The organism is Chryseobacterium cupriresistens (assembly GCF_046614675.1).
Taxonomy (GTDB): Bacteria; Bacteroidota; Bacteroidia; order Flavobacteriales; family Weeksellaceae; genus Chryseobacterium; species Chryseobacterium cupriresistens.
In genome coordinates, this window is the sequence record NZ_JBKKJT010000001.1 from 1,056,249 (window position 1) to 1,081,708 (window position 25,460).

Genomic DNA, 25,460 nt, shown 5'->3' on the forward strand with positions numbered 1-25,460 from the left:
TAAGTTAATAGAATGCATATAAGATGATCGGCTTCTTCGACTGATCAATATATTTTGCCGTCTCTTTAAAAGCATTTACCGAAAGCATAGGACAGCCTAAACTTAAACATGCAGGATTCCGGGATTCAGTATCCGGAATACATCCGTACGAATGGAGAACAATGGCTCTCTGCATAGCATTACTGTTGGTAGAATCCAGACCTGCCAGCCGATACGCTTTACCAAATTTTCCTACATAGCTTTCTCCAATAGCATATTTTCCAAGGGATGACTGGTAAGATCCTTCAATATTACTGAATTTTAAAGCATCTGACTTTGGAATAACTGAACCTGAACCATGAGAGACAACAGCCTGCTGTACGATTGTATTGTTTTTCAGGTTATAAATAAAATAGCGATACTTTCCTGAAGGGATTTTAAAGTTGATAAAAACAGCCAGTTCCTGATTGTACTCTTTTCCTTTAATATAATTTTTAATCTCCGAAATCCTTGCCTGAGGAATACCCAATGGATTCAACTGCTGGGAGTCAGCTTTTGAACAGGAAATTACTATTAAAAAAAGAAAAACAAAGTGTTTCATCATCCGGTTTTGTATACTGCTACTCTATGATCATTCCGTCTTTCATAACAAGCTTACGGTCTGTAATTTCTGCAAGATTAGGGTTATGGGTTACAATAACAAAAGTCTGGTTGTATTTGTCTCTCAGATCGAAAAACAATCTGTGAAGATCATCCGCATTCTTGGAATCCAGGTTACCTGTAGGCTCATCCGCAAAAATGATTTTCGGTGAATTGATTAAAGCCCTTGCCACCGCTACCCTTTGCGCTTCTCCACCAGAAAGCTGGTTGGGTTTATGATTCAGTCTTTGCTCTATCTTCAGATCTTCAAATAAAGCATAAGCCTTTTCGATAGCTTCTCTTTCGTTGGCTCCTGCTATTTTTGTCGGAAGCAATACGTTTTCCAACGCGGTAAACTCCGGAAGAAGCTGATGAAACTGAAATACGAAACCGATATTCTGATTTCTGAATTTTGAAAGCTGCTTATCATTCATATTGATAAATGATTCACCTGCTATTTCAATTTCAGTATCGTATTTAACGGACTGGGTGGGATGATCCAGTGTTCCTAAAATCTGCAGCAGTGTAGATTTACCTGCTCCTGATTCTCCTACAATAGAAACCACTTCTCCTGTTTTGATATGAATATCAACTCCTTTCAGTACCTCTAAATTCCCATAAGATTTATGGATATTTCTTGCTTTAATCATGATTCAAAAATAGTGAATTGCCTGCAAATAAAAAACCGCTTTTTGAAGCGGTTTGTATTTTATTTTACTTTTTGAATGTTTAGATTCCGGCAATCTACTTATACAGTTCTTTTCTATTAATTTTTTAAATTATTACAGTCTTATTTTTTATAAAAATATTTGTACCAGAAGCTTTTTCTATACCTATAAGGTTTGTCATTCATCATCATTTCCATTTACCCAAAAAAACAAAAAAACCTCCCAGTCCGGGAGGTTTCAATATTTTCAATTCAGAAAATTACAGTAACAATGTTAATGGACTTTCTAAATAGGTTCTTAAAGTTTGTAAGAACTGAGCACCCGTAGCACCGTCTACCACTCTGTGGTCACAAGCCAATGAAAGTTTCATAGTGTTTCCAACTACGATCTGACCATCTTTAACGATAGGTTTCTCGATAATCGCTCCTACTGAAAGGATAGCAGAGTTTGGCTGATTGATGATACTTGTAAACGTTTCAATTCCGAACATTCCTAAGTTGGAAATAGAGAATGTAGATCCTTCCATTTCGTTAGCCTTAAGACCTTTACTCTTAGCTCTTGATGCCATATCTTTCACAGCTGCGGAAATCTGGGTATATGTCATCTGATCTGTATTTTTCAATACAGGAACTACCAATCCGTCCGGAATAGCTACTGCTACACCAATATTGATATTTCCTCTGTGGATGATCTTATCACCGGCCCAGCTTGAATTTACCTGAGGGTGTTTTCTTAAAGCAATTGCAGTGGCTTTAATGATCATATCATTGAAAGAGATCTTGGTATCCGGTAAAGAATTGATTTCTTTTCTGGCCTCAATTGCCTTATCCATATTGATCTCAACCATCAGATAGTAGTGAGGGGCAGTGAATTTACTTTCAGAAAGACGTTTTGCAATAATATTTCTTACCTGAGAGTTTGGAGTTTCTGTATCTTCACCCTGTACAAAGCTTACTGCAACAGGAGCAGCGCTTGCTGCAGGAGCTGAGGCAGCTGGTTTTGCAGCTGGCTGATAGTTTTCAATATCTTTTTTAACGATTCTTCCGTTTTCACCAGATCCCTGAACACTACTGATATCAACTCCTTTATCCTGAGCCATTTTCTTAGCCAGTGGAGAAATTGCCACTCTGTCAGAAGATGAAGAATTGGCAGCCGGAGCAGCTTTTTCTTCTGGTTTAGCTTCTGTTTTTTGTTCAGCTGGTTTTTCAGTTGACTGACCCGCAGCTTTTGGAGCCCCTACAGCGGAAACATCTGTTCCTGCAGGGCCAATGATTGCTAATACGGAATCAACCGGAGCAGCACCTCCTTCTTCTACACCTTGCTTCAATAGTACTCCATTGAATTCAGATTCGAAATCCTGTACCGCTTTATCTGTTTCGATCTCAGCAAGAAGATCTCCTTCTTTTACTGTATCACCTACATTTTTGTGCCATTTAGCCACCTTACCTTCTGTCATTGTATCAGAAAGTCTCGGCATTGTAATAATTTCAACTCCTGCCGGAACTTCTGCAGCAGCAGGCGCAGCAGTTTCTGCTTTAGGCTGTTCTTCTGATTTTTTTTCTTCAGTTGCAGCAGCGGGAGCAGCAGCCCCACCTGTCAATCCTGAAATATCTTCTCCTTCATTCCCGATAATAGCTAAAACAGAGTCTACAGCAGCAGCAGATCCTTCTTCTACACCTACGTATAAAAGAGTACCTTCTATTTCAGATTCGAAATCCTGAACTGCTTTATCAGTTTCAATTTCAGCTAAAATATCTCCTTCTTTTACTTTATCTCCTACTTTTTTATGCCATTTGGCCACCTTACCTTCCGTCATTGTGTCGGACAGGCGGGGCATCGTAATTACTTCTGCCATAATCTATATTGATTTGAGATTCGAGATTTGAGATTTGAGATTTCAGAAATTTCAAACTTCAAATTTCAAATTAATTTTTATTTTTTAGTTTTCTAATTTGTCTAGGAATGGATAGTCTTCCTGAGCATATACATACTCATAGATTTTTTCTGCATCAGGATACGGAGAGTTTTCCATAAATTCGATACACTCTTCAACAAAGTCTCTGGACTTGTTATCGATAGCTTCCAATTCTGTTTCTGTAGCCCATCCGTTTTCTAAAATTCTATGTTTTATCAATTCGATCGGGTCATCATTTTTATGAAGAGCTACTTCTTCTTTAGATCTGTATGGCTCAGCATCAGACATTGAGTGTCCTCTGTAACGGTAAGTTCTTGCTTCAATAAATGTAGGTCCGTCTCCTCTTCTTGCTCTTTCAATAGCTTCGTAAGCAGCTTCTGCTACTTTCTCAGGATCCATTGCATCTACAGCAAGGCAAGGCATTTCGTATCCTAAACCTAATTTATAGATATCTTCGTGGTTGGCAGTTCTTTTTACAGAAGTTCCCATTGCATATTGGTTGTTTTCCACAACAAATACTACCGGAAGTTTCCAGTTCATTGCCATATTGAAAGTTTCATGTAAAGAACCTTGTCTTGCAGCACCATCTCCAAAGAAACAGATGTTTACAGCTTTTCTGTCGAAATATTTATCAGCAAAAGCAATACCTGCACCTAAAGGAATTTGTCCTCCAACGATACCATGTCCTCCGTAAAAACGGTGTTCTTTACTGAAAATGTGCATAGATCCACCCATACCTCCGGATGTCCCTGTAGCTTTACCACAAAGTTCTGCCATGATTCTTTTAGGATCCACACCCATCGCCATTGGATGAATGTGACATCTGTAAGCAGTAATCATACTGTCCTTTGTCAGATCCATTGCATGTGTAAACCCGGCAGGGATAGCTTCCTGACCGTTATACAAATGTAAAAATCCTCTGATCTTTTGTTTTAGGTAAAGAGAACGGCATTTGTCTTCAAACCTTCTCCACATTGTCATATCTTCATACCACTTCAGGTATACCTCTTTAGAAAATTCTTTCATGTGTTAGCTCTTGCTTTTTTATGATGAAATAGTTGAGCAAAATTATGAAAAAAACTTTGTTTTTATTCTATACATAGATAACTTTTCGATTTTTCTGTAAAATCTACTTGCAGGCCGGACGGATTATTCTTAATTTTCGAGCCTTTGAAACTCTCATAAAGCAACCTTTTATTAATCATTTTCTTATCATGACAGCTAAGCAATCAGCCTGTTAATGTGGCTTTTCCGAAATTACAATCAAGATAAAAATACAGGGAAATGATTATGCTTCACTCTCCATTTCCTTCCCCTTTAATTATCGTTAATATATCTTTTGGTTATTTCAATAGCTTTTTTTTCGGAGAAAAACCGGTAAGTTTGAGCGTTCTGTCTTCAATTTCATTAACAAAATTGCCATATTGGCTGGCTGTTCTTGCTTTAATTTCCTTCCATTCCTGATCTGCCAAAAATCCTTCCCAGGCCGTTTTCATAGTGGCTTCATCTTTCCATTCAAGCAGATAAACAAATTCTGTTTTATCTTTAAATTCCGACTCCCAGATAGACACAATGGTAAACCCATATTTTTTCATTATTCTCAGAGCATGATCTCTGAAACGGTCCAGAAAAACCTGCTTGTTCTCTTTGGGAATTTCATAAATTCTTAATTGATGTACAGGTGGCGGCGAAGAAATATTTTTCCGTGAAAACCTTTTGTCCGAAAGTAAAAAATCCTAAGATAACCAATACGAATGTGAATAGGTGTTCATAATAATGATGATTAAACTGATCAATTAAAAGTAAAACATTTCCTGCAAAATTTAATATTAATCTAAAAAAGTAAAAAAAGCTTAGCGCATTTATCCATCAAATTCAACCGGCTTCTTCCCCTTGTTTTTTGATGTTATAATGGTATATTTGACCTTTAAACTTGATTATGGAAGAAAAACAGTCTTCATTATTACATAAAATTTCAAAAGTCATTTCTGATTTTTTTAACCCTTTAGTCTCTCTGATCATTTTCTTTACCTACATGAGCATCAGGGAATATTCTCTTAAGGATTCTATGCTGTATTTTCTGCCTGTATTATTAATGATCATTATTCCGGTTGTTGTATGGCTGGTATGGAATGTGAAAACGGGAAGATATACCAATATGGATGTCTCCAATCGTGTTCAAAGGAAAACCTTGTATATATTTATTGCAGTATGCGTGATCATTTATCTTCTTTTCAATTATATTAAAAACGGATATATTGATCTTGTCATGCTGTTTATTCTGGTGCTGCTTTTCGCCCTTCAGATCAGTAATCTTTTTATCAAAAGCTCGATGCATACAGCATTCAATATATTTGTAGCAGCATTATTTTTCTCACTCGACTGGAAAATGGGTCTTGCGTGGCTGGGAATTGCTGTTTTGGTCGGAATTACCCGTATCATTTTAAAAAGACATACCGTAAAAGAAGTATTTATGGGGGCTGGAATAGCTTTTTTGGTATCTTTTATCTATCTTTATTGCAATATTCAATTTCAACATTAGAATACTCTATGAAAATAAATCATCTTACTGCCGCAGAAGAAAACTTTATGAAACTGTTTTGGAAAATGGAATCTTTCTATCTGAAGGACGTTATGGAGCAGCATCCGGAACCGAAACCACACCAGAATACGGTTTCCACTTATTTGAAAATATTAGTTGAAAAAGGCTATCTGTCCACTGTAAAAGAAGGAAGAATCTTCAAATACAGCGTGCTTGTTCCTTTAGAAGAGTATAAAAAATTCCTGTTAAAAGAGCTTTCGCATAACTTTTTTAATCATTCAGGGAAAGAAATTCTAGAGCTTTTATTAAGTGAAAAATTAATTTCCCAGGAAGATATGAAAGGCTATTTTGATCTTAAAATCGAAATAAAGCCGGCAAAAATTGAAGAACCTAAGTTCGAAGTAGCTGAAGAAATCCTGAATCCCAAAAAAGAAAAGAAAACCAAAGGAAAGGAAAAAGAGAAAGACAAGGACAAAAAGAAGAAAAAGAAAAAAGATTAATTTAAATTCAAAAAACACCAAATCATGAAAACAAAATTCCAGGAAACTCTAAGCCGGGCCAATGAAGCCATTTTCCGATATCCAATGGTTTTGGTAATGGCTTTATTAGCTTCTGCCGGTGCCATATGTATTGCGGAAACAGATCGCTTTGAAATCACTTCTTATATCAAATTTACCATTTGTGCCTGTTTGGGAATTTCCCTGATGTTTGCATTAAAAATGCTGTCACAAAGAATCGGAAAAGAATTATTACTGCACGTATCCGGCGTTATCTTTCTCATCGGTTTTTATTGTATTCTCCCTGACAGAAAGGAAAGTTTTACAGAAGTGCATGCTTATCTTATTGCTGTTACCGCTCTTCTTTCCCATTTACTCGTATCATTTATTCCGTTTCTGGAGAGAGACAGAGAGCTCAGGTTCTGGCAGTACAACAAAAATCTTTTTATCAATATCTTTCTTACTGCCGTATTTACAGGAGTTTTGACTGGTGGCGTTGAATTGGCAATTCTGGCCATTGATAAACTTTTTGATTTTAACTTTCATGACAGAATTTACAGAGATACTTTCTTTGTTCTCGCTATTTTCGGGAGCAGTTTTATTTTCCTTTTATTTAATGATAAAGGCTTAAACAACCTTGAAAAAGATGGTACCTATCCCGTCGTTCTGAAGTTTTTCACTCAGTTTATTTTAATTCCTTTACTCCTGATCTATGTAACGATCCTTTATTTCTATTCTGTTAAAATAGTCATCAACTGGCAGCTTCCGAGAGGCTGGGTTTCTTATCTTGTTTTAGCGTACAGCATTGTGGGTATCCTTGCATTACTTCTTGTACATCCTCTGAAACAAGAAAACGCAAAATCCTGGGTCAGGATATTCTCAAAAGTATTCTATTATACAATACTACCTTTGATTGCTCTGCTTTTCACTGCAATTTTCACCAGAATTTTAGAATATGGCTATACAGAACCAAGGTACTTTGTTCTCCTGCTTGCTTTATGGCTGTCAAGCATAGTTGTCTACTTTATTTTCAACAAAAAAGCCACCATAAAATTCATTCCTGTCAGCTTATTTTTATTTGGTGTTTTTGCATTGATTTTCCCTTACCTTAATGCTTTTAGCGTGGCTAAAAGAAGTCAGAAAACGGAATTAATGAATATCTTAAAACAACATCAGCTGATCAGTGCCGGCAAGATTAATTTCCAGAAAAAGGTTACAGATACAATCCGTACTGAAATTGCCAATAAATTTGAATTTCTGGCTGAAAGAAAACAAGGGGCATTCCTATCGGGTTTACTGAATGAAAAAGATCAGGCTGAATTATCGGAGAATATTAAAAAAGGTTCCTTTTACAGCATCAATTACAGCATTCAGAATAAGTTTTCAGATGTGAATGTCACTGTAAAAAACAGGGCGTACGAAATGAACAGACTCGTTCTTGTTCGTGAAGAAAAGGCTGTAGGAATCGGGAATTATCAATATTTAATTTCTTTCCATCGGTATAGCAGAGATCCACAACAACTGAATAATGACCAGTTTGAGCTTACAGACCAACTGACAGAAAAATCCTCATTGAAACTCAGTTTAAATGATCAGGAAGAAGTAGATTTCGGACCACAGATCATTAAACTATTTGAGGAAAATAAAAACAAAACAGGAAACGTAAAACTTCCTGAAATTGCGATGGAATCTGACTTAGGCAAGTATCACGTTAAACTTATTTTCAATGAGATCACAAAAGAAAAATACTCTGAAAATGACACTGCCGATATTTATTACGAAAACGTTTACATTCTTATAAAATTAAAATAGCGTTCCAATAAAAAAGAGACTACCTTCTGGATAGTCTCTTTTATTTATCTGAGTTGTATAATTTATCTGTTCGTTCCGGAACTCCAAAGCGGAGAGTTTCTTCCGTAGATCACAAGATTTCCGTCATCCTGAACGGATAACTTGTTTGCTCCTTTGCCATCTGTATTTGAACTGAAGGCAACGCCATTTCCACGTGTATATACTACCAGATTACCATCTTCCTGGAAAATTGCTCTTACTCCTCTGCTGGTTGTCTTTGCTTCCCATACAGGAACACCGGATTTGTTATAAAATACCACAACATCTCACCACAAAATTATAATTAAATGATTTACTGGAAATTAAATTTCCATAAAAAAAGCGGCTTAAAAGCCGCTTCATATTTTTACCAACGATTTCCGCCTCCGCCACGGTTGTTACCATAGCCTCCGCCTCTATTGTTGTTGTTACCATAACCTCCACCTCTGTTGTTATCGAAGCTTCTTCTTGGTTTTTCTTCTCTTGGTTTAGCTTCAGATACGTTTAGAGTTTTTCCGTTGAATTCTTTTTGGTTAAGAGCTTCAATAGCTTGCTTTCCTTCTTCATCACCCATCTCTACGAAACCGAAACCTCTGGAACGACCAGTTTCTCTGTCTGTAACGATTTTAGCTGATGATACATCTCCAAATTCTGCGAATAGATCGTGCAACTCATACTCTTTAGTTGCGTAATTGATGTTTGAAACAAAAATGTTCATTTTAAATAAATTAAAAAATTAATAAAAATTTGGTATATAAAAGAAAAACAACATAAATTAATGAACAAATATTGATTCCAAATATAAACGTATGCAAGATACAATTAAAAATTTCAAATCAAAGCTTTTTTTACATATTTCTCACATTATGTTGAGTACAAGCGATCAAAAAGTATATAAAAACAATTTAAATAACTGAAAATCAAACAATTAAATACTGTATTATCATTTAGTTAATTTATTTAACATTTGACGTAAAAAACAACCTTTATCCAACTTAATCCCGCATTTATATTGACGCACTTATTTTCATTTTAAATTCGAAAAAACATCAAATCATCAACATATGAAACAGCATACCACCAATTACACAGATACTCTTATTGAAATTGCTGAAGACTGTCCGGTTTCCCAGGCACAGATTCCTCCGGAAAAGAAAACAAAGACACTCGCCAACCTTCAATATGAGAAGCTGATAAAACAGCCTTATCAATACTCGTCCGATGATCTTATTTTTGAATGTTATGCAATTAAAAATGATCTATCAGAAAGCGAAAAACAAAGTGAAAGAGAAAAATTCTTTTCCAAAGGCCAGCCCTGCCTCCGGTGCTCTCCTCTTGCAAAAAAATACGGATTCGGATTTCATCACAATTCCGAAGGAAAAGTTGCCCTGATTCCTGTGGAGAGTGAAGAATATCAGATATTGCTAAATGACCGTTCTGTAGCAAAAACAAAAGCCATGCGTTCCAAAAAAAAATGATTGAGAAAATGAATGATTCTTTTCAGTTCAATGAATACTATTCTTTTGAAAAGATCAGCTTTTAACACTAAATTTGTACTTCAAATTATTAAAAGATATGAACTACCATACCAGAAAATGGGTGAAGCCCGAAGATTTAAACCCCAACCATTCACTTTTCGGAGGAAGACTTCTTCAATGGATTGACGAAGAAGCGGCATTGTATGCTATTATCCAATTGGAAAACACAAAAGTAGTAACCAAATTTATCTCTGAAATCAACTTCGTGAGCTCCGCCAAACAGGGAGATATTATAGAAATAGGAATTGAAGCTACTCATTTCGGTTCTTCTTCTATTACTTTGAGATGTGATGTGAGAAACAAAATGACTCATCAGACGATTATTACTGTAGAAAGAATTGTTATGGTCAACCTTGATGCGGAAGGTAATCCTGCTCCTCATGGCAAGACCCAGATTGAATTCGTAAAAGACAGGTTAAACAAAAGCTTATGAAAATATTCATAAAGAATATGGTCTGCAACAGATGTATTGCAGCGGTAGAAAATATTTTCCGTAATGCAGATGTAAGGATAAGCAATATCTTATTAGGTGAAGTAGAAACAGAGAATGAAATTTCACCTGAAAAAATCCAGATTATTGAAAAGGAATTGCTTGACACAGGTTTTGAAAGGATCATGGATTCTGCACATCAGACCGTAGAAAAAATCAAAAACCTCATTATTGTAAAAATAAGCGACCTTGATATCCCGGAAGACTTTCTGCTTTCAGAATTTTTAAGTTCAAAATTTCACAAGGATTACAGCGCTCTTTCAAAAACATTTTCGCAAAACGAAAATATCACATTAGAGCAGTTCTTCATTCTTCAGAAAATTGAAAAAGTAAAAGAACTTCTTTTGTACAATGAATTCAACCTTACCGAAATTGCAGGAAAACTAGGCTACAAAAGTGTTCAGCATCTTTCTTCCCAATTCCGCAATATAACCGGATTTACTCCCACAGAGTTCAAAAAACTTAAGGAACACCATCGCAAGGCGCTTGACAATCTTTAATACGTTTGAGTGTTTGAGGAGTGAAGGAATTAAGTATCCCTATCACACTTACAAACTCTCAAACGCTCAAATCCTACAACTCTACAACTCTACAACTCTCAAACTCTCTTACTCTTATACTCTCAAACTCACCCACTCCACCTAATTTTATAACTATTATCCTTAAATTTATAACAACCTTAGGTTTCCATTTTGGAAATTTGTAGTATAAATTTAAGAATCATGGAACAACAGTATAAAATACTCGGAATGACCTGTTCCGGCTGCCAGAAAAAGATATCCAACCAACTAAACAGTGTTGATGGTGTTAAAGCCGATGTAAATCTGGAAACCCATACCGCCACCATCACTTCTGATCATGGAGTGAAACTTTCAGTTTTGAATAACGCTTTGGCAGAGATAGGAAAATACAGACTTGAAGATCCTGATCATCCTGAGAAAACTTTTATAAAACCTCAGGACCGTGTATCTCCGTCTTCGGTATACTATTGTCCGATGGAATGTGAAGGCGATAAAGTTTATTTCAAGCAGGGCGAAAGATGTCCTGTCTGCAAAATGTATCTGGTTCCTATTGAAGAAAAGCTGGCTAAGGATCCTAATCATAAACCAACCTATTCATCAACCAACCTTCCTGAAAACTTTAAAGACAGCATAGGAAAATACTATTGTCCGATGTTCTGCGAAGGGGATAAAGTATACGATGAGAAAGGCAGCTGTCCTGTTTGTCATATGGATTTGGAGCCTATCACTGAAGAACTTGTACAAAATGTAAGCTCTCATCAGCATCACGCTCATTCGCATACTGCTCACAACCATCACGATCACCATCACAGCCATCATCACGAAGCACCAAAAGTGACTGATGAAATGGCCGGCAGATATTACTGTCCGATGTACTGTGAAGGCGACAAAACCTACGATTCCAATGTAGGATGTCCCGTTTGTGGAATGGACCTTGTAAAATATCCTGAAAAGAAAACTGCAAAATACACCTGTCCTATGCATCCGGAAATCATCCGTGACGAACCGGGAGACTGCCCGATCTGTGGAATGGATCTCGTAAGAATGCCAGACAGCGGTGATAACGAGGAAGATGAAACCTATACCATATTAAAGAGAAAATTCATTACCTCACTGATATTTACGATTCCGGTTTTCATTCTTTCGATGGGAGGAATGTTGATCAATTTTCCTTTTTCTCATCAGGTTCAGGGATTTATTGAGCTTGCTTTAACGCTTCCGGTCATGTTTTATTCAGGATGGTTTCTGTTGAAAAGAGGCTGGGTTTCCTTCAAAACATGGAATCTCAATATGTTCAGTCTTATTGCTCTTGGAGTAGCCGCAGCATTTATTTTCAGTATTGTGGCCTTATTCTTCCCGGATATTATTCCACATGAAATTCGTGGACACAATCATGAAATTCCATTGTATTTTGAGGCTGTCTGTGTGATTTTAACCCTTGTTATTTTAGGTCAGCTGATGGAAGCAGCAGCTCATAAAAAAACAGGAAATGCCATTAAAGAATTAATGAACCTTTCACCTGATGAAGCCAATATTATGATAAACGGTGAAGAAAAAAAAGTACTGCTTTCCCAGGTAAAAATAGGAGATTTATTAAAAGTAAAACCTGGTGAAAAAATTCCCGTAGACGGAAAAATCATTGAGGGAAATTCTATCGTAGATGAAAGCATGATTACCGGAGAACCCGTTCCCGTTGAAAAAAGTGTAGACGATAAAGTATCTTCCGGAACCATCAACGGTAACCAGGTATTCATTATGAAGGCAGAAAAAGTAGGTGATGAAACACTGCTTTCCCAGATCATTAAAATGGTGAATGAAGCCAGCCGCAGCAAAGCTCCTATCCAGAAGCTTACGGATAAAGTTTCTAAAGTATTTGTTCCTGTAGTCATTCTTATTGCTGTGCTTACTTTTATTCTGTGGCAGTTTTTCGGTCCGGAAGGGAAAAGAACCTTATTTGCTTTTGTGAATGCTGTTGCAGTTCTTATTGTGGCTTGTCCCTGTGCCCTTGGGCTGGCAACTCCAATGTCTTTAATGGTTGGAATCGGAAAAGGTGCTAAAAATGGAATTCTGATCAAAAATGCAGAAGCTCTTGAACAGATGAATAAAGTAAATGTTCTGATTACCGATAAAACAGGAACTTTAACAGAGGGAAAACCTTCAGTAGAACATATTGAAACGGTAAACGGAGATCCGAATCACATTTTAAAACTGGCTTTTTCTCTGAACCAGAATTCTGAACACCCGCTTTCCAATGCCGTCATAAAAAGAGCAAAAGAAGAGAATGTAAGTGCTGAAAAAGTAGATCAATTTGAAAACATATCTGGAAAAGGAGTCAAGGGAAATATCAATGGCAAGACCGCTTATCTTGGAAATGAAAGTCTATTGACCTCGCATCAGATTATGATTCCGGAGAGCTTAAAACAGAAAGCAGTAGAGGTTCAGTCTAAAGCCCATACAATTTCTTATATCGCACAGGAACAGCAGGTGCTGGGATTCGTAAGCTTTACAGATAAAATCAAAGAAAGCTCTAAGAAAGCCGTAAAACAGCTGATGAGTGAAGGTATAGACGTCATCATGATGACCGGAGACAACGAACATACTGCGAAAGCTGTTGCTGATGAGTTAGGAATCAAACATTTCAAAGCCAACTGTCTTCCTGAAGACAAACTGAATGAGGTAAAAAAACTACAGCAGCAGGGCAAAATTGTAGCGATGACGGGAGACGGAATCAACGACTCTCCTGCCCTTGCACAGTCTGATGTGGGCATTGCTATGGGTACAGGAACAGATGTTGCGATTGAAAGTGCTGAAATTACTTTATTAAAAGGCGATATCCTAGGTGTTGCAAAAGCTAAATTACTGAGTGAAAAGCTTCTCAGAAACATTAAGGAAAATCTGTTCTTCGCATTCATCTATAATGTGCTGGGCGTTCCGGTTGCGGCAGGATTATTGTATCCATTCTTTGGAATTCTTTTATCACCAATGATTGCAGCTGCTGCGATGAGCTTCAGTTCCCTGTCTGTGATACTGAATTCATTGAGATTAAACTCCGTGGATCTGGATATAAAATAATAACGTGACAAAAGAAAATCTTTACATAGGGTGCTCGGGATTTTATAATAATGACTGGAAAGGGTCTTTATATCCTGAAAATGCCCCAAGTAAAGATTTTCTTTCTTTATACTCAAAAACGTACAATGCCGTAGAAATCAATTCTACTTTTTATAGGAAGCCAACCTCAAAAACACTGTTAAAGTGGCATGATGAAACACCCGAGGGATTCAGATTTTTCATTAAAATTCCAAAGGCCATTACGCATCAAAACCTGCTTGAAAATTCCAAAGACGAGATTGCTGTATTCTGTGACCACATTCAGGACAGTCTGAAAGATAAACTTTCCGGATTTCTGTATCAGCTTCCTCCTTCCTTTAAAAATACGGCAGAGAATACAGAGCGGATTATCAACAGTATTGATCCCAGATTTCTGAACGTCATTGAATTCCGGCACAGCTCATGGTGGCAAAAAGAGATATCCGATCTTTTAAAACAACATGATATTGTCTTCTCAGGTGTAAGTTTTCCAGGCCATCTTTCTGAAGACCTTATTATTAATCATCCGGAAATACTCTATTACAGGCTTCATGGAAAACCCGTCCTTTACAAATCAGAATATAGTAAAGATTTCATGGATGCATTAGCTGAAAAGATTAAAAATGCCTCTCAAACCTCTTTTATTTTCTTTAATAATACCTGGGGAACGGCAGCTATTAAAAATTCGCTGTATCTAAAACATATTTTGGAATAACACTCCGGCAGAATAATTTGATTTTGTTAAAATAAAATAATTCCCTTTCAATTGAAGAATATTGAAATCTTAACAAACATAGAAAAATACTATCGTTTTCATATTTATAAATGTTAAATTTTAAAGAAAAGAAAATCATAAATTTACAACTTGTCAGGTAATGGAAATCTCCCTTAAAATAAAGTTCTTAAAATAAACTTAAAAAGAAAAAACACTGCACAGCTTGGCATATAATTTGTTAATTTTCAACTGTTATTTTTAACGGTTTTTAACAATTTAAAATTCCATTATTTTTATGAGAAAAATTTTTGCGGGAAAGTCAAAAAATATGACTTTTCTTGGGATGGTTGCATTGATGAGTGCAACTTCAGCATTACTGAACAGCTGTAATTTCAAAAACGAAGTGAATAATGACCCCGTCGTCAGTTCACAGGAACATCCTTCCGCAGAAATAGTCCCCGATAATAATGAAGAAGAAGTAGCCCCTGATAAAAGAGTGATTTATCTTACTTTCGATGACGGCCCCAACCAGGGAACCGAAAATCTTTTAAAAATCCTTGACAAAAGAAACGTTTGCGCAACTGCCTTTCTGGTTGGTAAACATGCTTATGGAAGTAAAAGACAAAAAGATGATTTTCAGCTTTTGAAGCAAAATCCCCTTATAGAACTGGCTAATCACAGTTTCACGCACGCCCATAACAAATACACTGATTTTTATAAAAATGCTGACGCTGTAGTTCATGATTTTGATATCGCCAAAGACAGCCTGAAGCTTACTGATAAAATAGCAAGAACTCCAGGAAGAAATATCTGGAGACTCAACAATATTAACGTAACAGATATCAAAAGTTCAACAGCAGCTGCTGACGGTCTTAAAAAAGCCGGCTATAAAGTTATTGGCTGGGATCTTGAATGGAGACCTTCTCAAAAAATGACTTTAAAAGGAAGTCATGAAGCCATGATCAAGAAAGTAGACAGTATCTTCTTAAACGATCTTGAGAAGACATCGAGGCACCTTGTATTCCTTACCCACGACCAGTATCTTAGAGATGCAGACTCTATCAATGAACTGGATATGTTTATTGAGAAATTGCAGAAGAGCAACAAATTTGTATTCAGAAAAATATCTCAATATCCTAAAATCAATGAGGTTTTGAATTAATAACCCCAGAAGACCTGATATCACTAAGCTTTGAACATTCAGAGAATTTTCGGACATTTGTATTATGAGTATTAAAGAGAACTACAACACTATAAAAAACCAGCTGCCATCCACTGTGCAGCTGGTTGCTGTTTCTAAAACCCATCCGGTTTCTACAGTACAGGAAGTCTATGATCTCGGACAAAAGGTTTTTGGAGAAAACAAGGTTCAGGAACTGATGGAAAAAGCACCTCTTCTTCCTCAGGATATCCAATGGCACCTGATTGGGCATTTGCAGACCAACAAAGTGAAGTACATTGCTCCTTTCATAGATACCATACAAAGTGTGGATTCTGAAAGATTATTAACAGAAATCAATAAAGAAGCAGAAAAAAATAACAGAATCATCAAAGTCCTTCTGCAGGTAAAAATTGCAGCTGAGGATAGCAAGTTCGGGCTTGAAATTTCTGAAGCAAAAGATCTTTTCCAGCAATACATTAAAGGTAAATTTCCGCATGTTGAAATTACCGGCCTCATGGGAATGGCCACATTCACCGATGATGAGCTGCAGGTTAGAAATGAATTTTTAACCCTAAAGAAGCTTTTTGATGAATTAAATCAATCAAAAACATTAAATACCCTATCAATGGGAATGAGTGATGATTTCCCGATAGCGATCGAGTGCGGAGCCAACTCTGTGAGGGTCGGATCTGCTATTTTCGGGAGAAGAGACTACTCCAAATAGAATATTTAGGTACAGTTTTTGCTAATAATTGAAACAAAAAATTTAAATTTGCAACTATGCAAAAAATCCTTATAGTAGAAGACGAAAAAGCAATCTCGGGAGTACTTCACAGTATTCTTTCGGATGAACTCACCGATTATGAATTTGTTATTGCCGAAGATGGCCTTGAAGGTTACAAACAGGTAGAAAAAGAAGATTTCGCATTGGTGATTTCTGATATCAAGATGCCTAAGCTTTCAGGAACCGAGCTTTTGAAACAAAGTCTTGCCTTAAAACCGGAAACTACTTTTATCATGATCTCAGGCCACGCAGACATCGATTCTGCTGTTTCCTGCCTGAAAGAGGGTGCATATGATTTTATTTCCAAGCCCATTGACATCAACAGACTTATTACAAGTGTGAAAAATGCATTGGTAAAAGAAACCCTGAAGAAAGAAAACAAAAACCTTCAGACAGAAAATAAAACCTTAAAGAAAAAAGTAAGTAAAAAATACCAGATGATTGGTACCTCTCCTGCTCTTCAAAAGATTCAGGATATGATTGAAAAGGTAGCCGCTTCTGATGCCAGAGTTCTGATCACCGGGCCTAACGGTGCAGGAAAGGAATTGGTGGCTCATGCGATCCACAATCAAAGTGAGCGTGCAAGAGGTCCCATGGTAGAGGTAAACTGTGCTGCGATTCCGTCTGAACTTATTGAGTCTGAACTTTTCGGACATGTAAAAGGATCTTTTACAGGTGCTATTAAAGATAAGCAGGGAAAATTTGAACAGGCCAATGGCGGTACTATTTTCCTTGATGAGATTGGAGATATGAGTCTTATTGCTCAGGCTAAGGTATTGAGAGCACTTCAGGAAAGCAAAGTTTCTCCTGTGGGAAGTGATAAAGAAATTAAAGTTGACGTAAGAGTAATTGCGGCAACCAATAAAAATATGCAGAAAGAAATTGAGGAAGGAAAATTCAGAGAAGACCTTTATCACAGACTTTCTGTTATTGAAATCTATGTTCCGCCATTAGATGAAAGAAAAGAAGATATCAAATTATTGGTTGAGCACTTTTCAGGAATGATTGCTGATGAGCATGGTACTGCTGCGAAAAAGTTTGATGATAAAGCTATTGATGCTTTAAAAGCGCTTTCGTGGACTGGAAATATCAGAGAATTAAGGAATGTTGTCGAGAGATTGATTATTCTTGGTGGAAACACTGTTTCCGAAGGTGACGTTGCAAGTTTTGTAAGGAAATAATAAGCTATTATTGACCATATTATAAAAATTTGCAGTGTTACACTGCAAATTTTTTTTTGATCCTATTTGAATGATAAACTATATGAATCTTAAAATATTATGAACTTTTTAAACAAAAATTATACGAAAGAATGCCTGACTTTGGCTCTGCCTGTAATGCTTACTCAGGTGGGGCAAGTTTCAGTAAACTTATTCGATAATATTATTGTCGGAAAATTATTGGGTGCCGATGCGCTGGCATCTGTTTCATTGGGGAATGCTGTGTTTTTCTCCATATTTGTGCTAGCCCTGGGCTTTTCATTTGCCATTCCACCATTGGTTTCGGAAGCGCACTCCAGAGAGGATCATGCTACGATCAACTCTGTGTTCAGCCACGGTTTTATTATCAATATGTCTGTAGGGATTATCCTGATGGCCATCTTATTGTTAGGAATGCCGCTACTCTATCATTCCGGACAGCCTGCCAAGATCATTCCTGATACGGTAAGCTTTCTAAGCATAATGGTAGTGAGTATGATTCCTTTCATGGCATTTCAGACTCTTCGGGAAGTTTCTGAAGGACTTTCTTATACGATTGGAGTTACCAAAGCAACTATTATTGCCAATATCATCAATATTGCCTTAAACTACGTATTTATTAAAGGATTTTGGGGAATTCCTCCAATGGGAGTTAAAGGATCTGCTTTGGCAACTTTGATTTCCAGAATTTTCATGGTGGTTTTCCTTTATTTTGTATTGCTTAAAGAAAAAAGAACAAGACGTTATATCAAAGATTTTTCTTTAAAAATTCAGAATTTTTCAAAGCAGATGTTTGATAAAATGGTAAAACTGGGATTGCCTACAGCCTTACAGATGTTCTTTGAAGTAACCGCTTTTGCCGGAGCCGCGTTTATCTGTGGATTGATCTCTGCTCATGATATTGCTTCCCATCAGATCGCTTTAAGTATGGCTTCATTTACCTTCAACCTGTGTGTCGGTTTCAGTGTAGCCTCTACCGTAATGATTGGCAGAAAACTGGGTGAACAGAACTTTGTTGAATTGAGAAAAGTAGGAATCAACAACCTGAAAATTGCTTTTATTTTCATGTGCATCTGCGGACTGGTATTTATTTTAGGCAGAAATATACTTCCTACTTTCTTTACTAAAAAAGAAGAAGTGGAAGTGATTACACTGGCTGCGAAATTAATGATCATCGCCGCTTTATTCCAGCTTTCTGATGGAATTCAGGTGACAGCTTTGGGAATGCTCAGAGGTTTGCAGGATGTGAAAATTCCTTCTATTTATACCTTTATTGCATACTGGGTGATTACCATTCCTTTGGGATATTTCTTCTGTGTTACTTTAGAAATGGGCGCATTCGGAATGTGGATCGCACTTGGACTGGGATTAACGGTCTCCGCTGTTTTCCTGGTAAAACGATTCCTGAATATGTCTGCAAAAAGAATTAAGCAGAATTCATAAAAACAAAAAAGCTGTTTCAATATTTGAGACAGCTTTTTTTATTCTTTTTACAGCAGAACATGATTGATGCCCTTTCTCACATCTACAGGATTATGTGTATTTTCTAAACACCAATAGCACAAATTAATTAACAAATAGACACAAGGTATTTATTTTCATGTTCTATTTAATCTATCCTCTTTCCTAAAATCTTCAGACTTCTTTCCACACCATCCAGAATGGCTACATTAGGAAGGCTTCCCCAATCTTCAAATCCAAAGTGTCTGAACAGCTTCAAACTGGGTTCATTATGAAGGAAAATAAGGGCTACAAGGTTTTTTACTCCAAATTTTCCGGCGTTATCAATACAATACTGAAGGATGGTTTTTCCGTATCCTTTTCCTCTGCAGGATTCATCCAGATAAATACTTACTTCTACCGTACCGTTATATGCTGCCCTTTCATGGAATGAACTGAAACTTACCCAACCAACGGTTTGCTTCTGGTCATCTTCAACTACCCAAAGCGGTCTTGTCTGGGGATTGTGCTCTTCAAACCATTTTAACTTGCTTTCCACAGAAACTTCTTCCATATCTGCAGTGACCATTCTTGAAGCAATTGTTGAGTTGTAGATGGCTACGATTTTATTTAAATCTGCTAATTCAGCATTTCTGAACTTTAATGTTTCCATGAATATTGAAGTCAAATTATTGTAACGCAAAAATACTACATTTTAAAATCACCCCTGTAAAAATACACTCAATTTATTTGATTTTTAATAATTAAAGCAAATACACCCCTAACAATACAATCATTTTTTACACAAAGACGTAATAAATTTAAACTTTGAATATTTTTAAGGAGCAAGGAAAATTATTTTAAATCTTTTAAAATTCTATTTAAACTTCTTACTGTAATTCCTAAATAAGCCGCCATATCTTCTTTGGAGATATGAATATTCTGCTTTGCCTGCATTTGTAACAATTGTTTTAAAGTATGTTCTACCGTATACAACTGCTGATAAGATGCTCTGCTGGAAGTATTGATAATTCTCTCTGCAAAAGATTCTAAAAGAAGATGGTTCAGGGTAAGGTCATTTTTAATCAAAGCTTTAAAAAACGGAATCTTTACTGCATACACTGTCACTTCATTGAGGGCTTCAATACTGCACAGACAGTTTATATTTTTGATTAATTCTACTTCCCCGATGATTTCACCGCTTCCCAGAAACTCAACGATGTATTCTTTTCCGTTTTCTTCGGCTAGAAAGCATTTGACAATCCCTTCTTTAATCATCATGACATGAGAAAGCTGATGATCCTGTACCAGTATTTTATCCCCCGCAGAAAAAGATTTTACTATAATATCGTCACTCCTGTTCTGCTTTTTGTGCAGTTCATCAAGATAATTTAAAAATGTCTGATTCGTCCTTAACATATTCTCCCGGGACAAATGTCCTTTTCTTATTGAGTTTTTATACTGAATTTTGCGGACAGAAAATTACAAAACAAAAATGAATAATCATATTACAACCATTGCTTTTGATGCGGATGATACACTTTGGATCAACGAACCTTATTTTCAGGAAGCAGAAAAAGAATTCTGTGTACTTCTTGAAGATTATCTTCCCCAACATTCGGTATCACAGGAACTGTTTAAAACAGAAATGCAGAATCTTCATCTGTACGGTTATGGAGTAAAAGGATTTATGCTTTGTATGGTTGAAACCATATCCAGAATATCCAACAATACAGCCTCATTAGAATTGGTTAACAAAGCTATTCAACTAGGCCGGGAGCTTCTGCAGAAACCTATTGAATTGTTGGATGGCGTTACAGAAACCCTTGAAAGTTTAAAAGGAAAATACAGGCTGGTTGTTGCTACGAAAGGAGATCTGCTTGATCAGGAACGTAAATTGAAAAACTCCGGTTTACAGGAGTACTTCCACCACATTGAAATCATGAGTGACAAGAAAGAAAATGACTATAAAAAACTGCTGAAACATCTGGACTGCCAGCCTGAAAACTTTCTGATGCTTGGAAATTCCATCAAATCAGATATTTTACCGGTACTGGAAATCGGAGGTTTTGCAGCACATATTCCTTACCATGTCACATGGAGCCATGAACAGCATGATGTTACTTTGGAGCATCCGAATTTTATGGAGCTTACAAGTGTTGATGAGATCCTGAAGCATCTTACCATTTAAACCGTTAAGATTGATTAAGCAGGTAAGATTATTAAGGTGAGCTTCACTGTAAGAAATTTTACGTCCCCATTATATTTTAAGTAAAAAAAGAGACTGTTTGCTATAAACAGTCTCTTTTGTCATTTATTTCTTCAAACACTTTTCAAGGAACTGATCCTGTTCCCATAAAAGGTGTAAGATATTTTCTTTAGCCTGGTATCCGTGTGCTTCTTTTGGAAGAAGAACCATTTTTACCGGAGCACCCAGATTTTTCAATGCCTGGAAGTATCTCTCCGTCTGCAAAGTAAATGTTCCCGGGTTATTATCTGCATCACCGTGAATCAGAAGAAGCGGTGTCTTCATTTTGTCCGCATGCATGAACGGAGACATCGTATTATAGATTTCCGGCACATCCCAATAGTTTCTTTGTTCACTCTGGAATCCGAATGGTGTTAATGTTCTGTTATAAGCACCACTTCTTGCAATTCCACATGCAAAAAGATTAGAATGGGTCAAAAGATTTGCGGTCATGAAGGCACCGTAAGAATGTCCTCCTACAGCCACTTTCTTTTTGTCGATATATCCCAGATGATCCACGGCATCGATAGCAGCCGCAGCATTGGCTACCAATTGCGTAATGAAGGTATCATTAGGCTCTGTTTTTCCTTCACCGATAATCGGGAAAGCGGCATCATCCAGAACAGCATATCCTTTCGTTGTCCAATACACAAAAGATCCGTAATACGGGAATGTAAAGTCATTCGGGTTTTGGGTATTCTGTCCTGCTGTATTTTTATCTTTATATTCAGTTGGATAAGCCCAGATTAGCAACGGAAGCTTCTCTTTTTTTGCTTTTCTGTCGTAATTAGCCGGAAGATAAAGAGTTCCTGTTAAGGTAACACCATCATTTCTCTTGTAGGTAATCACTTCTTTGTAAACGTCTTTGATACTTTCAAAAGGATTGGCAAAATTCGTTACAGCTTCTGCTTTATTAGATTTAATATTCTTTCTGAAGTAATTCGGATAAAGACTTGGTGATTGCTGAGTTGTAAGGACTTCACCCTTTGAGGCATTAAGGATATCAATGATTTCTTCTTTACCGTTTTTTATATTAGACGTGTAGAGTCTTTTCTTTTTCAGTGATTTAACATCCATTTCGTCAATAAATGGGTGCTGGCCGTCTTTGGTAAATCCGTCCCCGATCAGATAGGCTTTTCCACCTTTCATATCGATTACATATCTCCCGTATTGGTTTTTCGTTGTGTTAAATCTTCCCGGATCGCTGTATACATCCTGATAATTTCTGTCATCAAAAACTTTGGATTCTCCGTTGTTAATATCTATCAGGTAAGATTTTGTATTTCGTGTGTCATACCAGCCTTCAGAAACAATTGCATAATGATCATTGGTCCAGACTACATCTTCATATCTCTGTCTGGTTTTAAAGAAGGATTTTGGAGCGGCTGTAAACGGAGCTTCCCAGGTAAATATTTCATCTCTGTAATCTGCTTTTTTAGACTGGTCTCCTCCATCCAAAGCTTCAGCATAGGTAAGTGTAGCAGGAGCATCACTTCTCCATGCCATATCTCTTTTTCCGGTTCTTACAGAAGAAAATCCTTTCGGCATGATTTCATTCAGAGGAACATCATTTACTGTTTTCACAATATTTCCTTTCCTATCGTAGACAACCGTTGTGGATGGGAACCTATTAAGCGGAACGATATAGGAAAAAGGTTTCTTGATCATGGTAGCCATCAGATAGTTTCCGTCCGGAGAAAAACTTAAGCCGGCATACATATCCTGCTCTTTCAGTTTCTTAAGATTTCCTGTAAGATCTACGTTGTAAAGTTCGGAAGCTGTAAGGGTCTCAAAGTTTTTTTCGTCCTGAGGATTCTTCAAAAGATCCTGATACGTTCTGTTCTGGGACACTTTACCGTCTGCTGTTGAAACAATCGGGCCTGTAGGAAGATCTTTAGCGGCATCAATAAGAGCAGCTCTGTTTTGCGGAAGTGTTCTGATCAGGAAGCTTTGAGAGTCATTATACCATACATAAGGCATTCCCAGATTGGCATTCAGATTATCTGCTGTAATTTTTTTAGCAGATGCAGTTTCCATATCCACTACCCAAAGCTCCACTCCTTTAGCGGTTGTATTGGTAAAAGCCAGTTTTTTTTCATCCGGTGAAAATGAAACATAGGCAATTTTTGGATTGGAAGGCAGATTTTTTACCTGAATCTCATTTTTATCATTGATCTTTCTGATCTTCAGATTATTTGAGTAGGTCATGCTGCTTGAAATATTAGTAACCGGGTTGATTCTAAGTCCACCAAGCTTCATTTCACTCTGGCTGAGATCTTCTAATGTTTTATATGTTGGACGATAGGTAAAAACTACCCAGTCTTTTTTGCTGTTCATCAGAACACCTGGAGGTCTGTCATAATCTGCCAGTTTTAAAATCTCAGCAGAAGGCTTTTGATACGTAATATTTTCCTGTGCATCATAAAAATTGAGAAATGCCAGAAGGCAAATAGTCAGTTTTATCTTCATATATATTCATTTTCTACGAATGTAGTGAATTTTAAAAGAATTTAACATTAAAAAGTCACTTATCACATTGCAATTATAAACAGAAAGGCACTTCATTTCCTGAAGTGCCTTTTATTTATTGTGTTGTAAAATTACCAGTCTGAAGCTCTTTTTCTTCTTTCTATCATATGATCTACTGAAACTTTCCCGGCTCCGGTTACCATGAGTAGAAGATAAACAGAAAGATAGACAAGTGCCATTTCTCTTTTTTCAAAAGGATCTGCTCCGTGTACTGCAAAAGCAGCAATGATCATGGTAAAGATCAGGAAGCCTAAAGAAACTCTTGTAAAAAGCCCTAAAATAAGTAGTATCGAACATACAAATTCAGCAAAAACCGTAAGAATCAGTGAAATCTGAGGGCCAAGTCCCATAAAATCGAAAAATTCGATTTTACCGCCTGCCAACAGCATCTGAAGTTTTGGAAAACCATGGGACAGCATGGCAAAACCAACAAACACTCTCACTGCTAATAATATAATATCTTTAGGTATTGAGCTCCAATTTGAATTATTATAGTTCATCTACTAAAAAATTTATACTAAGGTAATAAAAATCTTTTAATACAACGGGATTCCGGCTATTTTAGTTTATCTGTAACCGAAATTTTTAAGATCTCTGTCGTTCTTTCTCCAGTCTTTTTTCACTTTCACAAATAAGTTCAAATGAATTTTTTTGGTGAAAAACTTCTCCAGATCTATTCTTGCTTCAGTTCCTACTTTCTTAATCGCTTCTCCTTTGTGCCCGATAATAATTCCCTTCTGAGTATCTCTTTCAACATAGATAATTGAATCGATAAAGATAATTCCTTCTTTCTCCTTGAACTGTTCTGTTACCACTTCTACAGAATAGGGAATTTCCTTATCATAATTCAAAAGGATTTTCTCACGAATGGCCTCATTTACGAAAAATCTTTCCGGTTTATCCGTGTACTGATCTTTATCGTAGTAAGGAGGGTTTTCGGGAAGTAAAGATTTTATTTTAGGTAAAATAACTTCTGTGTTGAAGGCATTCAGTGCAGAAATAGGCAGAATTTCAGCTTTTGGAATTCTGTTGTGCCATTCTTCAACCAATTTTTCAAGGCCTGCCTGATCGGTCTGGTCTACTTTATTCAAGAGAAGAAGTACAGGTACGGGGATTTTATTCAGTTTATCAATTAAGAATTCTGATGGTTCCGCTTTATCGGTAACGTCTACAATAAACAGGAAAATGTCAGCATCCTGTAAAGAATCCTTTACAAAATCCATCATTTTTTCCTGCAGTCCGTATTTTGGATCCAATACTCCCGGAGTATCAGAAAATACAATCTGAAGGTCATCTTCATTATAAATACCAAAAATTCTGTGGCGGGTTGTCTGAGCTTTCTGCGTTACAATCGCCAGCTTTTCCCCCATTAATTGGTTGAGCAAGGTCGATTTTCCTGCATTGGGCTTTCCAACTATATTTACAAATCCTGCTTTGTGCATAAAAATAATATTACGAACTGCAAAGTTAGTAAAACAAAATTGGTCTTTACGGTTAATCTTAATTTTTAAAGGAAAAAAGAGAGTTATAGTTTAAAATAAGAGATGTTGAAAGAGGAAATCTAAAGGGATCCGATGGCTGAGATAACCACCCCATCAAAAAATTCTTTGAATTTTTGACAGTAAAAATACTGAATCAGGAAGAATTTTGATCGTAATCATTACAAGATTTCTG

25 protein-coding genes are annotated in these 25,460 nt (G+C 36.6%); 13 read left to right on the forward strand and 12 right to left on the reverse strand.

The features are described 5' to 3' along the window. Positions 1-4: 4 nt before the first annotated feature. The 5 genes from ACLI50_RS04880 to ACLI50_RS04900 all read right to left on the reverse strand — a co-directional run bounded on the left by ACLI50_RS04880 (position 5) and on the right by ACLI50_RS04900 (position 4,898). Positions 5-583 (reverse strand): murein L,D-transpeptidase catalytic domain-containing protein, encoded by a 579-nt coding sequence (locus ACLI50_RS04880; RefSeq protein ID WP_411413280.1) that lies wholly within the window; start codon positions 581-583, stop codon positions 5-7. Between the two features lie 16 nt (positions 584-599). Next, positions 600-1,268: an ABC transporter ATP-binding protein gene (locus ACLI50_RS04885; RefSeq protein WP_411413281.1), complete on the reverse strand. Its 669-nt coding sequence runs from the start codon at positions 1,266-1,268 to the stop codon at positions 600-602. Between the two features lie 277 nt (positions 1,269-1,545). Further along, positions 1,546-3,141 (reverse strand): dihydrolipoyl dehydrogenase family protein, encoded by a 1,596-nt coding sequence (locus ACLI50_RS04890; RefSeq protein WP_343640043.1) that lies wholly within the window; start codon positions 3,139-3,141, stop codon positions 1,546-1,548. Between the two features lie 84 nt (positions 3,142-3,225). Beyond that, complete coding sequence (pdhA, locus tag ACLI50_RS04895) at positions 3,226-4,227, reverse strand: pyruvate dehydrogenase (acetyl-transferring) E1 component subunit alpha (RefSeq protein ID WP_110008687.1); 1,002 nt, start codon at positions 4,225-4,227, stop codon at positions 3,226-3,228. A 317-nt stretch (positions 4,228-4,544) separates the two neighbouring features. Next, entirely contained in the window at positions 4,545-4,898 is a 354-nt protein-coding gene (locus ACLI50_RS04900) for an NIPSNAP family protein (RefSeq protein ID WP_202844242.1), read from the reverse strand. A 242-nt stretch (positions 4,899-5,140) separates the two neighbouring features. Here ACLI50_RS04900 and ACLI50_RS04905 point away from each other — a divergent pair, with 242 nt between their 5' ends. From ACLI50_RS04905 to ACLI50_RS04915, 3 genes are read left to right on the forward strand one after another with little or no spacing between them, the layout of a single operon-like run. Next, positions 5,141-5,743 (forward strand): phosphatase PAP2 family protein, encoded by a 603-nt coding sequence (locus ACLI50_RS04905; protein WP_202842609.1) that lies wholly within the window; start codon positions 5,141-5,143, stop codon positions 5,741-5,743. An 8-nt stretch (positions 5,744-5,751) separates the two neighbouring features. Beyond that, complete coding sequence (locus ACLI50_RS04910; protein WP_202842611.1) at positions 5,752-6,243, forward strand: BlaI/MecI/CopY family transcriptional regulator; 492 nt, start codon at positions 5,752-5,754, stop codon at positions 6,241-6,243. 24 nt (positions 6,244-6,267) lie between these two features. Then, entirely contained in the window at positions 6,268-8,052 is a 1,785-nt protein-coding gene (locus ACLI50_RS04915) for a DUF4153 domain-containing protein (RefSeq protein ID WP_411413282.1), read from the forward strand. Between the two features lie 62 nt (positions 8,053-8,114). Here the strand turns inward: ACLI50_RS04915 and ACLI50_RS04920 are convergent, their stop codons facing one another. After that, entirely contained in the window at positions 8,115-8,351 is a 237-nt protein-coding gene (locus tag ACLI50_RS04920; protein ID WP_330746192.1) for a hypothetical protein, read from the reverse strand. Positions 8,352-8,437: 86 nt separating this feature from the next. Further along, on the reverse strand, positions 8,438-8,788 hold the full coding sequence (rbp, locus tag ACLI50_RS04925; protein WP_034696719.1) for an RNA-binding regulator: 351 nt from the start codon (positions 8,786-8,788) through the stop codon (positions 8,438-8,440). Positions 8,789-9,134: 346 nt separating this feature from the next. Between rbp and ACLI50_RS04930 the strand changes: the two genes are divergently transcribed. From ACLI50_RS04930 to ACLI50_RS04970, 9 genes are all read left to right on the forward strand, one after another. After that, a complete protein-coding gene (locus ACLI50_RS04930; RefSeq protein ID WP_202842614.1) occupies positions 9,135-9,548 on the forward strand; it encodes a DUF6157 family protein in 414 nt (137 codons plus the stop codon). A 97-nt stretch (positions 9,549-9,645) separates the two neighbouring features. Next, positions 9,646-10,041 (forward strand): acyl-CoA thioesterase, encoded by a 396-nt coding sequence (locus ACLI50_RS04935; protein WP_137903989.1) that lies wholly within the window; start codon positions 9,646-9,648, stop codon positions 10,039-10,041. Then, the gene (locus ACLI50_RS04940) at positions 10,038-10,598 is read left to right on the forward strand and encodes a helix-turn-helix domain-containing protein (RefSeq protein ID WP_137903988.1); all 561 of its coding nucleotides are present in this window, start codon (positions 10,038-10,040) and stop codon (positions 10,596-10,598) included. Before ACLI50_RS04935 ends, ACLI50_RS04940 begins: the two co-directional genes overlap by 4 nt. A 222-nt stretch (positions 10,599-10,820) precedes the next feature. Beyond that, positions 10,821-13,691 carry a heavy metal translocating P-type ATPase gene (locus tag ACLI50_RS04945; RefSeq protein WP_411413283.1) on the forward strand — a complete coding sequence of 957 codons (2,871 nt, stop codon included), beginning with the start codon at positions 10,821-10,823 and terminating at the stop codon, positions 13,689-13,691. Between the two features lie 4 nt (positions 13,692-13,695). Beyond that, on the forward strand, positions 13,696-14,424 hold the full coding sequence (locus ACLI50_RS04950) for a DUF72 domain-containing protein (protein WP_411413284.1): 729 nt from the start codon (positions 13,696-13,698) through the stop codon (positions 14,422-14,424). Between the two features lie 295 nt (positions 14,425-14,719). Beyond that, on the forward strand, positions 14,720-15,586 hold the full coding sequence (locus ACLI50_RS04955; RefSeq protein WP_411413285.1) for a polysaccharide deacetylase family protein: 867 nt from the start codon (positions 14,720-14,722) through the stop codon (positions 15,584-15,586). A gap of 64 nt (positions 15,587-15,650) precedes the next feature. Beyond that, positions 15,651-16,310: a YggS family pyridoxal phosphate-dependent enzyme gene (locus tag ACLI50_RS04960; RefSeq protein ID WP_411413286.1), complete on the forward strand. Its 660-nt coding sequence runs from the start codon at positions 15,651-15,653 to the stop codon at positions 16,308-16,310. A 56-nt stretch (positions 16,311-16,366) separates the two neighbouring features. Then, positions 16,367-17,551 (forward strand): sigma-54-dependent transcriptional regulator, encoded by a 1,185-nt coding sequence (locus tag ACLI50_RS04965; protein ID WP_110008675.1) that lies wholly within the window; start codon positions 16,367-16,369, stop codon positions 17,549-17,551. Between the two features lie 99 nt (positions 17,552-17,650). Beyond that, positions 17,651-19,012: an MATE family efflux transporter gene (locus ACLI50_RS04970; protein ID WP_411413287.1), complete on the forward strand. Its 1,362-nt coding sequence runs from the start codon at positions 17,651-17,653 to the stop codon at positions 19,010-19,012. Positions 19,013-19,178: 166 nt separating this feature from the next. Here the strand turns inward: ACLI50_RS04970 and ACLI50_RS04975 are convergent, their stop codons facing one another. Together ACLI50_RS04975 and ACLI50_RS04980 are read right to left on the reverse strand one after the other, a co-directional pair. Continuing rightward, complete coding sequence (locus ACLI50_RS04975; RefSeq protein ID WP_227941393.1) at positions 19,179-19,682, reverse strand: GNAT family N-acetyltransferase; 504 nt, start codon at positions 19,680-19,682, stop codon at positions 19,179-19,181. A 182-nt stretch (positions 19,683-19,864) separates the two neighbouring features. Next, the gene (locus ACLI50_RS04980) at positions 19,865-20,428 is read right to left on the reverse strand and encodes a Crp/Fnr family transcriptional regulator (RefSeq protein WP_411413288.1); all 564 of its coding nucleotides are present in this window, start codon (positions 20,426-20,428) and stop codon (positions 19,865-19,867) included. Between the two features lie 76 nt (positions 20,429-20,504). On the opposite strand from ACLI50_RS04980, the gene ACLI50_RS04985 reads away from it, so the two are divergent. Next, on the forward strand, positions 20,505-21,200 hold the full coding sequence (locus ACLI50_RS04985; RefSeq protein ID WP_202842635.1) for an HAD family hydrolase: 696 nt from the start codon (positions 20,505-20,507) through the stop codon (positions 21,198-21,200). A 123-nt stretch (positions 21,201-21,323) separates the two neighbouring features. Here ACLI50_RS04985 and ACLI50_RS04990 read toward each other — a convergent pair whose 3' ends face one another. The 3 genes from ACLI50_RS04990 to era form a co-directional block, all read right to left on the reverse strand. Then, on the reverse strand, positions 21,324-23,726 hold the full coding sequence (locus tag ACLI50_RS04990) for an alpha/beta hydrolase family protein (RefSeq protein ID WP_343643091.1): 2,403 nt from the start codon (positions 23,724-23,726) through the stop codon (positions 21,324-21,326). A 131-nt stretch (positions 23,727-23,857) separates the two neighbouring features. Then, positions 23,858-24,286 carry a DoxX family protein gene (locus tag ACLI50_RS04995; protein ID WP_110008670.1) on the reverse strand — a complete coding sequence of 143 codons (429 nt, stop codon included), beginning with the start codon at positions 24,284-24,286 and terminating at the stop codon, positions 23,858-23,860. Positions 24,287-24,352: 66 nt separating this feature from the next. Further along, positions 24,353-25,228 carry a GTPase Era gene (gene era / locus ACLI50_RS05000; RefSeq protein WP_411413289.1) on the reverse strand — a complete coding sequence of 292 codons (876 nt, stop codon included), beginning with the start codon at positions 25,226-25,228 and terminating at the stop codon, positions 24,353-24,355. Between the last annotated feature and the right edge of the window lie 232 nt (positions 25,229-25,460).